The sequence below is a fragment of the Pseudonocardia sp. genome, assembly GCF_025965585.1.
In the GTDB taxonomy this organism is placed as follows: Bacteria; Actinomycetota; Actinomycetes; order Mycobacteriales; family Pseudonocardiaceae; genus Pseudonocardia.
In genome coordinates this window covers 1-11,554 of the sequence record NZ_JAOPWR010000306.1, presented here as the reverse complement: position 1 = coordinate 11,554, position 11,554 = coordinate 1, and the positions used below count along the sequence as shown (strand labels likewise).

General features: G+C 67.9%; 10 protein-coding genes and 1 pseudogene. 6 read left to right on the top strand and 5 right to left on the bottom strand.

The genetic code is table 11. The features are described 5' to 3' along the window. From JWR81_RS18795 to JWR81_RS34430, 4 genes and pseudogenes are all read right to left on the bottom strand, one after another. Positions 1 to 420: pseudogene (locus JWR81_RS18795) on the bottom strand (hypothetical protein); the annotation flags it as partial. Positions 421 to 749: 329 nt separating this feature from the next. Further along, positions 750 to 1,262: an isochorismatase family protein gene (locus tag JWR81_RS18790; RefSeq protein WP_297654183.1), complete on the bottom strand. Its 513-nt coding sequence runs from the start codon at positions 1,260 to 1,262 to the stop codon at positions 750 to 752. Between the two features lie 196 nt (positions 1,263 to 1,458). Continuing rightward, a complete protein-coding gene (locus JWR81_RS18785) occupies positions 1,459 to 2,922 on the bottom strand; it encodes an MmgE/PrpD family protein (protein WP_297654178.1) in 1,464 nt (487 codons plus the stop codon). Positions 2,923 to 3,335: 413 nt separating this feature from the next. Then, complete coding sequence (locus JWR81_RS34430; protein ID WP_367278809.1) at positions 3,336 to 3,512, bottom strand: ANTAR domain-containing protein; 177 nt, start codon at positions 3,510 to 3,512, stop codon at positions 3,336 to 3,338. Between JWR81_RS34430 and JWR81_RS18775 the strand changes: the two genes are divergently transcribed. Continuing rightward, positions 3,495 to 4,364 carry a transposase gene (locus tag JWR81_RS18775; RefSeq protein WP_367278808.1) on the top strand — a complete coding sequence of 290 codons (870 nt, stop codon included), beginning with the start codon at positions 3,495 to 3,497 and terminating at the stop codon, positions 4,362 to 4,364. The two genes, JWR81_RS34430 and JWR81_RS18775, sit on opposite strands and share 18 nt — an antisense overlap. A 2-nt stretch (positions 4,365 to 4,366) precedes the next feature. Then, a complete protein-coding gene (locus tag JWR81_RS18770; RefSeq protein ID WP_297654172.1) occupies positions 4,367 to 4,564 on the top strand; it encodes a hypothetical protein in 198 nt (65 codons plus the stop codon). 163 nt (positions 4,565 to 4,727) lie between these two features. Here JWR81_RS18770 and JWR81_RS18765 read toward each other — a convergent pair whose 3' ends face one another. After that, positions 4,728 to 5,372, bottom strand: coding sequence for a TetR/AcrR family transcriptional regulator (locus JWR81_RS18765; RefSeq protein ID WP_297654169.1), 645 nt, complete (start codon positions 5,370 to 5,372; stop codon positions 4,728 to 4,730). 64 nt (positions 5,373 to 5,436) lie between these two features. Here JWR81_RS18765 and JWR81_RS18760 point away from each other — a divergent pair, with 64 nt between their 5' ends. The 4 genes from JWR81_RS18760 to JWR81_RS18745 all read left to right on the top strand — a co-directional run. After that, entirely contained in the window at positions 5,437 to 5,934 is a 498-nt protein-coding gene (locus tag JWR81_RS18760; protein ID WP_297654166.1) for a cupin domain-containing protein, read from the top strand. A gap of 694 nt (positions 5,935 to 6,628) precedes the next feature. Beyond that, on the top strand, positions 6,629 to 9,190 hold the full coding sequence (locus JWR81_RS18755) for a glyoxal oxidase (protein WP_297654163.1): 2,562 nt from the start codon (positions 6,629 to 6,631) through the stop codon (positions 9,188 to 9,190). A gap of 713 nt (positions 9,191 to 9,903) precedes the next feature. Then, positions 9,904 to 11,103 carry a heme-binding protein gene (locus tag JWR81_RS18750; RefSeq protein WP_297654160.1) on the top strand — a complete coding sequence of 400 codons (1,200 nt, stop codon included), beginning with the start codon at positions 9,904 to 9,906 and terminating at the stop codon, positions 11,101 to 11,103. Between the two features lie 355 nt (positions 11,104 to 11,458). Then, positions 11,459 to 11,554, top strand: a 96-nt coding sequence (locus tag JWR81_RS18745) for an FAD-dependent monooxygenase (protein WP_297654180.1), incomplete at its 3' end; no start/stop codon positions are given.

Here is an 11,554-nt window from a genome sequence, read left to right as displayed (position 1 = left end):
GTCAAAGCGCCAGCCCCAGCCCGGCTTGATCACCAGTGTGGCGGCGTCCGCAGTCTCGGGAATCACCGTGACAACCCGGCCTCGCAACTCACGGGCCGACCACAGCGGATTGATCATCGAAAGGTAGGCGTCCGGCAGCAGGGGGGTGGTCAGGCCTGCCGTAGCTTCGGAGTGTGCCTGGTCAGCGCGACGCAGGTTCTGGATCATGTCCCAGGACGTCCAGCTGAGTCCTGTCATATCCAATTCTCTCCTTGTCACCCTGCCGTCCCCGGCGCGGCCGGGCACGCCCTGAACCGGCCGCCTGCCGCGGCGCTGAGCGACCGGCCAGGAGCACGATATCGTCGCACCTGAGAAATCCCGTTCGAGTGGCCATTTTTCACGGCCCTGATCCGCTTCTGCCGAATAGCGGGCGTTGGCCATTCGGATGCTTATGCAGACTTTGGCATACTCATTCGTGGTTCAGTTCGCCTGGCCGCGCCCTAGCGCGCTCCGCCACATCATTGTCACGCTTGCTCAAGGAGGCCAGATCGCCGATTAGGAATGCCTACTGAAGCAATAGGCATGTGTGAGCCTATGCGCGCGGAACATCCGTTCGGGGGCGGGGGTGGCATGGCGGATGGCGGTCCCCAGTCAATGAGGCTCACAGCGCTGGTTCCCGCTCACTGGCCGTTGCGGCAGTTGCGGCTCGTGGAAATGTTCTTCGAGTGTGTCCGCAAGCCTGACCAGCTCTCCGTTGACATTCGGGACGATCAGGTCATCTCCCTGTTTGATGAGGGCGAGCATGTCTTGGGGCTGGTTGGGGTGATCGAGGCTCTCAGGGCGGTGAGGACCTCTTCGGTCGTTGCAAGTTCTGCGATCTGCGGGAAGATGGCTCTGAGGCTGTTGAGGTGGGCGCCTTCGTCGGTATCGGTGATGGCGTCCGTCACGATCGTCAGTTCGTAGCCTCTCTCGTTCGCCGCCCGGGCAGTCGACTCGACGCCGATGCTGGTCGAAATGCCGGCCAGGACGATCCCGGTGACCTTGCGCCGGCGGAGTTCAAGGTCGAGCTCGGTGCCGTAGAACGCGCTCCAGCCGTGCTTGGTGATCAGCATGTCGCCGTCGCTCAGTCCTATCTCGGCGCGGAGCTCGCCGTAGTCCGGGACCGGCTTGACATCAGCCGGGCTTTCTGCGGTACGCGTCTTGATCACATCCCCGCCATCGCGGGCAAAGGTGACCCTGGTGGCTGCTACGAGCTTGCCATTGGCCCTGAACGCGTCGGCCAGTCGTGCGCACCGGGCAACGATCTGTTCCGAAGGGTGCGCGGTAGGCAGGGCGTGATGCCGTGCTGGAGGTCGATCAAGACCAGGGCCGTCGCTGGGTCGAGAGTTGCCGACATTTTGTGAACCTTCTTCCGGGTGAGCAACGAGCCCGAAGAGTGAGACCGGAGACGGCTCGGGGGACCGCCTCCGGCCGGGAGTCTCAGCCGAGCGGCGAGTGCACGGCGGGTGTGAGAAGGGCCGTCAGCTGCGCGATGTCGTCGACAGTGTCGATGCCGAGGACCGCCTTCTCGATGGCGGCCTGGCGGTCGGCCGCGATGATGCGGTGGGTCAGCTTGGCATACTTGTCCCGGATTTCGGCGTTGGTCAGGTTCCGGTCGCCGGTACCGCGCGGGTGGACGACCTTGGCGGCGCGGGTGCTCCCGTCCTTGAAGGTCAGGCGCACCTGGGTGGTGAGCCGCTCGTCGATCGGGAGATTGTCGTAGGCCCGTTCGTGGTGGGTGACCGTCCGGTCGATCAAGGCCCAGACGTCATCGCGGTTGATCCGGTCCTGGGTGAACTGGTCGACCAGCACGTCGCCATCCAGCAGGGCCACCGCGACGGCGTAGGCGACGTTCATCTGCGCGCCGATCACCTGCAGCGGGCGCTCGGCCTGCCACCCGCCATGGGAGTAGGCGGCGCTGCCCATGTCGATGTCGATCCGCTGGATCTGGCTGACGTCGACCTTGGGCCGCAGCTCGAGGGCGGCGTCGACCGCCGCGTGCAGCAATCCCATGCACGCGTACGCCTTCACGGCGATCCGTTCGGTCTCCCACAACGTACTCAGGCCCGCGTAGATCTCCTCGGGGTAGGTGCGGTGGCACTCACCGAAGACGGCCAGCCAGCCGCCGTAGTGGCGCTCGAAGACCCGCTTGATGCCGACGTAGCCCGCTGCCGCGAGCGCGGCGGCGGTCAGCCCGTTGCGCGAGGCGAAGCCGTGCTGCATGCGCTTGACCATCGATTCGTACATCGCCGACATCAGCCCGCAGGACTGGGTCGCCGCCATCCCGAAGGCGTCCTCGAACCCGGCGGCGTCCAGCCCGTACAGCGTTCCCGCGGCCGCGGCCGCGGAGATAGTGCCGAAGACCACGCCCGAATGCCACCCGCGCGACAGCATGTCCAGGCCGCCGAGCGCCTGCCCGACCCGGGGGCCGGTCTCGTAGCCGAGGATGGCGCCGAGCAGGAAGCTCTCGCCGGAGACGCGGCCCACGCGCGGAGCGGCGGCTAGCATCGCCGGGAGGACCAGCGAGTTGCTGTGCAGCGGGGCCAGCGGGTGGTAGTCGTCGAGCTCGAACCCCTGGATGAAGCTGGAGTTCACCATGGCCGCCGACGTGGCGCTGGTAGCCCGGCCGCCCCAGCCAACCAGTACGGCATCCCCGGCGTCATCGAGCGCCGTTACCCCCTCGACGCCAATGCGGGACCAGGGCAGCTGCGCACCCACGAGAGCACAGCCGATGCCGTCCAGCACCAGGTGCTTGGCCCGGTCGCGGACGGAGGCGGGAACGTCATCGAGCGTTGTTTTCGCGACCCAGGTAGCAAGCCGACCAGTCGGGCCGGCAGGATCGGTGGCGGGACGGGCTGGCTTTCCCGTGTCCTTGACGGTGGCGGGTGCTTTGGCAGCAGGCATGGCATTTCATCCTTCACTTCGGTTGCCTTGGCTTTGCGCTTGGTTTTGGGCCTGGTACAGGTACAGGGCGGTCCGTTCTCGCCGCCAGTGCACTGGATGGCTCCTGCGCGGTGCCCGCCCGACTGATTGCTACTGACTCTCGATCTTCGTGCCGGTTAGTACTCCAACGACACTTCGTGATCATGCGCATGGCGGCCGTGGACGCGGCGCGGCCACTGCCCGATGATCCGGAGTTGTGTGGACTCAAATGATCCTGCGATGGCCGCTGGCCTCAGCGTAGACCTGGATCGCTGGCGGCAGGAGTTTGACGAGCTGATGCTGCGCGTGGGCGCGCGATTCGCCCGGTGGCGCACCGACAGCTACCGTTTTGGGCGGGCCCTCCGGAGTCGAACAAGCAATTGCGTGACGTTTTGTCACCGATGCTTGGGTCTCCCGGTCCCACGCGGGGCCAGTATGTCGGCGGCGAGGTCGGTCTCGACGACGTTGCGGGCCACGTCGCTGAGCCGCAGGTTGTTATTGCGGGCGTAGCGTCGCAGCCGGTCGAATGCCGCGTCCGTGCTCAGGTTTCCCCTGTGGGCGAGTACTCCCATGGCCTGTTCGATGATCACTCGGCTGTTGAGTGCGGACTGGAGTTGCTCGTTGAGCACCTCACCGCGGTGGATGGCGCGTTCGGACAGGATCCCGATCGTTGCCACATCGGCCAACGCTTGCCCCAGAGCAAGGTCGACGGCCGCACCAGCGCCGCGGTCCAGGCCTGGCTTGCCGCCCGCACGCCGGCGTTCCGGGCCGGGATCGAGGTGGTGGTGATCGACCCGCATGCCGGCTATGCGGCCGCGGTCCGCGCGGCCCTGCCCGACGCGCTCATCGCGGTCGATCACTTCCACCTGATCATGCTGGCGAACAAGGCGGTCACCGCGGTGCGCCAGCGCGTCACCCGGGACCTGCTCGATCGTCGCGGCCGCAAGACCGACCCCACCTGGGCGAACCGCCGGCTGTTGCTGCGCGGCAAGGAACGGCTTTCGGAGCGGGCGTTGGCGCGGATGTGGAACGGCTGCGTCGACAGCGACCCGACCGGACAGATCCTCTCGGCATGGATCGCGAAGGAGGAACTGCGCGCGCTCTGCGCGACCGCCGCCCACGGCGGGCACCCCGGCGAGATCCGTGCACGGCTCTGGGCGTTCTACCGGTGGTGCGCCGACACCCAGATCCCCGAGCTCACCACCCTGGCCGAGACGATCGACACCTGGTGGCCCGCCATCGAGGTGTTCCTCACAACCGGGCTCACGAACGCCCGAACCGAGGGCACGAATCGGCTGATCAAGCAGGTGAAACGCGCCGCCTGCGGCTTCAGGAACCGGGACAACTACCGGCGACGGGTGCGGTTGCACTGCACCCGGCAGACCCGCCGATTGTCAGCGAGAAATCCGACGGTGCCCGCCTAAAGTTGAAGAGCCGCATTGTCTCGGTCAGCATCCGAGCGGCCACCTGCCAGCCCACAGCTGCGGCCTGCTCGGACCGCGGCCAGGAGCCGGGCTCGGACGAGATCGGCGACGAGCTCTTTCAAGCAGCCGATTCGGCGCTGTATCGGGCTAAGTCGGCCGGGCGCAACATGGTGCAGGCGGCGCGATTTCCCGTCGACTGAAGGACCGCACCTGATCAGCGGGATGTTCGGTCCCGGCACCGACGCATGTCACGCAGCGGACCACGACGATCGCTCCGCCACGATAGTAAGGCCGTCCGAGTCTGCGGCAGACGCTCTGCGCGAGGCTGCGCTCCACTGCCGCCCGGCCGACCATGGTCCTGGCTCACGATTCAACCGGCTCGCCGTTCGTGCCCCCCGCAACGTCCGGCGGTCTCCATGTCAGCGCCGAACGGAGCAGAGCCTGGGCAGACCACCGCATCAGCCCGACAGCATCCTCACGCGAGAGCCTTGCCACGTCGGTCAGCCAGGCCAGTGCCTCGATACCGACCACGCTGCGGATCGCGAGGACCACCTGACGCCGAGCTTGATCAGACAGCTGGTCGCCGAGCGGCGACAACGCCTCCTCGATCCAGCCGATGGCTCGCCCCTGGCGGAGCGGCAGCGCCGCGCGCTCACCGGGATCGGCCTCGAGGGATAGCCGCAGCATCGTCCTCTGCTGGTTCTCCGTGTCGAGGATGAGCTGAGTGAACGCGGCGATCACCACCGCCAGGCGGGCTTCGGGGTCCTCCGGCGGATCGGGCGGCAGCAACGAGGCAGCGACGGTCTCGGGGTGAGCCGCAGCGAGCAGCGCTCGCTGGTTGGCGAAGTACCGGTATGCGGTGGGACGGGACAGCCCCGCCGCGGTCGCAGCCTCTCCAACGGTCGGAGTCACGCCCGAGGCCACGAGGTCTCGAGCGGCGGCGACCAAGGAATCACGCGTGCGCTGCTTCTGTCGGGCGCGACCGCTGGACTCGTAAGGGCTTGACACCTCGGAGATGATACTCCAGTCTCTTTGTGAGACCTCAGTCTCACGATCTTCGAAGGAGATCCCGATGGCCGTACTGGGCACCCCGACCCCGATCATCCGAGCTACCGACGACGGCGAACGCCGCTGGTTCCACGGAGGCGGTACGCACACGTGGAAGGCCACCGCCGAGGACACAGGTGGAGCTTTCCTGCTCTTCGAGATGGCCCTGGACCAGGGGAAGGCGACGCCGCTGCACACCCATCCCGACTCCGACGAGACCATGTATGTGCTCGACGGCGAGATCCTCGTGCACATCGACGGCCGCGAGCACCGAGTCGGCCCTCGCGGGCTGGCTAGCGCTCCGCGCGGGGTCCCGCACGCCTTCGCGGTGGTCTCAGAGGTGGCCCACGTGCTCTGCCTGCACACCCCGGGCTGCTGCCAGGCGTTCTACTGGGACGCCAGCGAGCCGGTCACCGACGACCACCCGGGTAGCGGGCTCGTCGATTTCGATCGTGTCCGCGCGTCGGCGCAGAAGAACGGCGGCATCGAGATCCTGGGACCGCCCCCGTTCACACGGCCCTGAGGCACCCCGTAGACCTGCGAATGAGACTGCGGACGATCACCCGGGCTCGGCAGGACCGAGGTCCCGGGCCTACTGCCCGGGGCCGCCGCGGCCGGCCCGCGCCCGGAGGCAGCGTCCTGGTCCTTCCAAGAGCAAGACGCCGATCACGATTCCCCAGGTTGGAAAGGTTGGCGATCACGTAATTCTCTTAGTCTCGTCATTCCTCCTAGGGATGACGTGCGTGTCGCGCAGGCCTGGAGGACATTTCTACATGATCGATATTGTGAATCTTGGCCCACTCAGCAACGGCGTCGAGCGGCTCGGCCAGGTCCAGAGACAGTTCCTCGGCCAGGTCGCGTACTCCCATCGGCCCCCGTGCTCGCCGCCGCCCGCGAGGCGTTCGACAACCTCAACGAGTCGGCCAACAACGAATCCGATGCGTCGCCCCCGCGGCACGGTGAGCGGACGGCCTACTCGCCGAGATCAGGGCCTGGCCGCTTGCGTAGCACCGGTGGAGGCTCTCGACCCAAGATCCACCAGCGAGCGCGCGGACCGTCGAAATCGTCAAACGCCACGGACCACAAGATCGCGAGTCCACGCCCTGCGTACTGCGTCTCACGGGTCAGCGCGCTGATGACTGTGGCTCCGCGGGCGTATCAGGCTCGTCGCGACGGGCTCTTCACCTCGGAGACACACATCGTCAGGGAGGCCGCTCATGGCGAACCTGGGTACCGCTTGGCATCTGCCGACGAACCCCGAGCCGCCCGGCAGAGCCGGGATGCGCGATCCGGTACTGCCCACCGCACCGCTCGACGCCGTGACGATCGTGTCAGGCAACCAGTTCGCGGGCACCGGAAACCCCGGGAACCAACTCCAGCTGGGCAGTGAGCTGATGTTCCGGGTGGCCGGCGCGGCCTGGACCTCGACTCCGCTCGCGTTCGCCGCCGAGCTCGGCAACAACAAGTACTTCTCCGCGGCCGTCCCGACCGCGGGTCTCGGCACCGGCGTCTCGGTCGACTACTACCTCCGCCTCGCCTACGACGACCACGACACGACGTTCCTGCTCGCGAACGTGGACGGATTCACCTCGTCCACCACCGGCGACGAAGAAGCGGCCCGCGCGGCGCCGTTCTCGTTCACGCTCGACCCGCTCACGCTCCGGGGACGCTGGGAGCCGGTGTTTCTCCTGCCCAACGTCGCCATCCACACTCACGTGCTGCCCGACGGCCGGGTGCTCATGTGGGGCAGGCGGGACAGCCCTGCCCAGTCGCTCGACACCGAGCCGCCTGGCCCGCTCACGCTCGGCGGACCGGTCGCGGACGCCGCCACCTGCACCCCGTTCATCTGGCAGCCGGACACCGGCACGCACGGCCGTGGGGCTGAAGTCACCACGACACCCACCGGCCCGACCCCACCCCGCGCCGGCGGTGGCACGGTCAACCTGTTCTGCTCAGGACACGCGTTCTTGCCCGACGGGCGGCTGCTGGTCGCCGGCGGTCACCTCGCCGACGGCAACGGGCCCGCACAGACCTGCCTCTTCGACCCGGGCACGGGGCAATGGACGGCGAGCGCCACGATGGGCAACGGGCGCTGGTATCCGACCCTCACCACGCTGCCCGACGGCTCCGTCCTCATCCTCGCGGGCAGCTTCGGCCCGCAGGGTGCCCAACACAACACCGTGCCGGAGATCTGGACGGCCGGCACACTGAACCGGATATCCGAGAGCCCGGTCGGCGCGTGGGACCTCTACCCGCGCCTGCACGTCACCCGCGGCCCGCGGGTGGTCGCGACCGGCTCCCTGCAGCAGACCTGGGTGCTCGACCTCCCGGCTGGCACCTGGAGCGAAGGGCCGCTCAAGACCGACAACGGCCAGCGCGACTACGCCCCCTCGGTCCTCTACGACACCGACAAGGTGCTCTACATCGGAGGCGGCAGCGCACCGACCGCCAACGCGGATCTGCTCGACCTGACCACGGCCCAACCGGTGTGGACGCCGGCGAAGGCGATGGCCTTCCCCCGCCGCCAGCACAACGCGACCATCCTGGCCGACGGCACGGTGCTGGTCACCGGCGGCACGCGCAGCGGCGGAGCCACCGGAAGTCCCGAGGCCTTCAACAACCTCGATCCTGGTCAGCCGATCCACGTCGCAGAGCTCTGGAACCCGGCTACGAAGACATGGCAGCTTCTCGCCGCCGAGGACGTCGACCGCTGCTACCACTCCACCGCCGTGCTCCTGCCCGACGCGACCGTGCTGTCCGCGGGCGGTGGCGAGTTCTTCCCGATCGAGGGCCGCGACGCGAACGACCCGGCCGACAGCCATCGCGACGGTCAGATCTTCACCCCGCCCTACCTCTGCACCGGGGGCAGCCAGCCGCTGATCGCCTCCGCGCCCGACAGCACGACCTACGGCGCGACCTTCCACGTCGAGACGCCCGAGCCCCAGCAGATCGCCAAGGTGACGTGGATCCGCCTCTCCTCGGTCACCCACTCCTTCAACACCGGGCAGCGCTACACCGAGCTGGCAAGCTCGCCCACGGGAACCGGGCTGGACGTCACCACCCCTGCGTCGGCCGACATCTGCCCACCCGGGCACTACATGATGTTCCTGATCGACCGCCACGGCGTCCCGTCGGTCGCGAAGATCATGCGGATCGCCCTGACCGGGCCGGCCCCGGTCGCCGCACGCACTCCGGCGCGCGCCGTTCAAGCCTTGCGCCACGCGGTACCGGCCCGGACGACTGGCAGGAAGGTAGTGGTCGGGCTGCGCGGAACGTGCCCGTACGGGATCGGCGCGTGCTGGGGCGGAGCGCACGAGGCCCTTCAGCGGCTGGACGGGGTCGAAGCCGTCGACCCCGTTCCGGATGCTGTCGGATCGACGGCGGCGGTCTACGTCGCCGACGGGCTGCTCCCCGACCTCGAGACCTGGCGCGCCGAGCTGCGCGCGATCGTCCACGAGAGCTACGCCATCCGTGGTGTCGAGCTCCACATCACCGGAGCCCTTCTCCGACAGGGCAACCGGCTCGACCTGATTACAGGCAGCGCCGTCGTCCACCTCGCACCGCTCGACCCCGCGTCCGTCGTGCAGTGGGACCGGGAGACACGTAAACCTCGGGCCGCTACAACGGCGGAGATCGACGCCCACTCCCTCCTCGCCGCCGGCATCGGTTCGTCGACGAACCATCCGGTGACCGTGACCGGGCCCCTGCAGCAGGTCGGCGGCGTACACGTCCTGCAGGTCCGGGCATGGAACCGCGCCGGCCCCCAGACCGATTCGTGACGTCAAGCTGATGGATGAATCGCGCTCGGATCCCGTTCGGTGGCGAGGACGAGCGCGAGCCCGTGCTGGTCGAATACGTCGACTCCGCGGTGGCGGTCACCTGGTCGGAGATGCGCAGGATGGTGCAATCGCTGACGACGGGGTCAGCCGGAGCGCGGGCCTCGGGCGCGGTCGAGCCGCGGACGAAGCGCTGGTCGCGATGTCGGGCGGCGCGACATCAACGTCTGGGGCGAGCCGGTAGGGCCGGGCCAGCAGCAGACGATAAGCACGCCCCGCCGTCAGCTGGCAGCTGTGCCGACCGCGCGAGTCTGCGGTGTCGGGCGGTCGGTCGGGGCCGTGCGGATGCCAGCACGCGTCGGTGATGACGGGGACGGCGACGACGTAGGCGGTAGCGCGCCCTCGCTGGCGTCATCAGAGGAGTGGTTGACGTTCGTGCCGCTCTTGAGTGCGTTCGCGGCGATCGTGATCAGCGCGGCGCCGAGCACCGTCGTGGTGCCGGTCCCGATGGCCTCCGCCGACCCCGTCAGGGTGGCGCTCAGCGGTCCACCGGTCATGGCTAGCCCCCAGGTCGCAGCGGCGACCAGCGCGGTACCCGCATCCGGCATACGTCGGCAAAACCCGTCTATGACGAGATCGATGTATCAACCCGGCGCACCGGGCTTCTTTCATCAGGAACGGCACGACCTCGGACTCGTCTACCACCAGGAGTGATCGTGACGACCGCTGTTCCTCCCACCCCACGCACCGGCGACCTGACGCACGACTTCAACTGGGGCCAGGTTTCGCCGCAGCTCACCCAAGCTGCACTCGCCACCTCCACCGTCGAACCACAGATCAACCCGTCATTGGGGCCACTCGCGCTACTCGCCAACACGACGTTCCGCGGCAACGGCTTCAACACCATCTTCCGACCGCACAAGCCCGGAACGCCGAGCGGGCTACCGGTGACACCCGACCCGGCGACCAACCGCGATGACAACATCCTCGAGCTCAACATCACCGAGGAGATCCTCGAATTCTCCTCAGCCCTCGGATCGGTGCCCAACCGCGGATTCCTCCAGGACGACATCTTCTTCAACGGGGTCCCCTACATCCAGCGGGTCAAAGACGTCACAGACCCCAGCCATCCCGTCGACATCCACTTCGAGCCCGGCATCTGGCTCAGTGTCCCAGCGACCACCAACCCGGTCGAGGGCGCGACCGTAGTCCGGATGGCGTCAATCCCGCACGGCACCACCATCGAGGCCCAGGGCACCTCCTTTACCGTGCCGACCCCGCAGATCAACCCGGTCGACATCACGCCGTTCTTCCTTCCCCCGGGGAACGGACCACAGTCGTTCCCCAGCCAGACCTTCGACAACAATGCGACATTCCGCCTACCCCAGGACCTGTCGACCACCAGGATCACCAAGACGATGCTGCAAGACCCGAACTCCGTCCTCACCGACCGGATCCAGCAGCAGCTCCAGGACCAGGCCATCACCAGCACGATCGTCATCACGATCGAAACGAACGCGGTCAACCCGCTGCCCGGCGGCCAGCCCGACGCGGCACTGGTCGGCGGCGGCACCGACAACATCGCCTTCCTCAAGGGCACCGCCGGCGGGCCGAACGCGGAAGCGGTCGCGATGAGCGCGATCTTCTGGATCGAGACCGTCAAGGACCAGATCACGGTGCCCGCCCTCCAGCCCGGCGAGTCGGTCACCCTTCCCGGCACCGACACCGCCGGTGACGGGCTGGTCCCGAGCTTCACCTTCACCGCGACGAACGCCTTCGCCGGGGGTGCGAAGAACGTCAGCTTCACCCAGGTCCAGTACACCCAGCGCGTGCACCTCAACTTCGCGCCGCTGGGGTGGCCCCACATCTCGGTGGCCAACCTGATCCCGGCCGACCCGATCCCGGTCACGATCTGAACCGGCCCGGGATGCCTCACAGCACCGCTACGACCGCGAACAGCGCCCACGCCCGGCCCGTCATCCGCGCCACGACGCCACGCCCGGCCGGCTCGAGGGTGAGAGCACGTAGTTCGCGCTCAGTTCGGGCTCGCTCCGCGAACGGCCGACTGACCGCCACGTCGCCGCTCCGCCACGTCGCCGCTCCGCGTGGGCCTCGGGCCGGGCAGAACTCCACTAACTCCCCGCCACTATAAACGTATAGCCCACCGGGGGTCTTGCGGCAAGACCCGGGTTGTGCCGCAGAATCTCCGGCCGGACCCGGATGCGAGCAGATCCGGATTCGCGAAGCGCAATTCTTCGATCGGGGTATTTCTTGTTCGATGTGATCATCGTTGGTGGCGGACCGACCGGGATGATGCTGGCCGGTGAGCTGCGGTTGCACGGCGTGCACGTGCTCGTCCTGGAGAAG

Coding starts and splice junctions, on each gene's coding strand:
- JWR81_RS18785 (WP_297654178.1), bottom strand. CDS start 2,922: ATGCCTGCTGCCAAAGCACCCGCCACCGTCAAGGACACGGGAAAGCCA.
- JWR81_RS18760 (WP_297654166.1), top strand. CDS start 5,437: ATGGCCGTACTGGGCACCCCGACCCCGATCATCCGAGCTACCGACGAC.
- JWR81_RS34430 (WP_367278809.1), bottom strand. CDS start 3,512: ATGGGAGTACTCGCCCACAGGGGAAACCTGAGCACGGACGCGGCATTC.
- JWR81_RS18755 (WP_297654163.1), top strand. CDS start 6,629: ATGGCGAACCTGGGTACCGCTTGGCATCTGCCGACGAACCCCGAGCCG.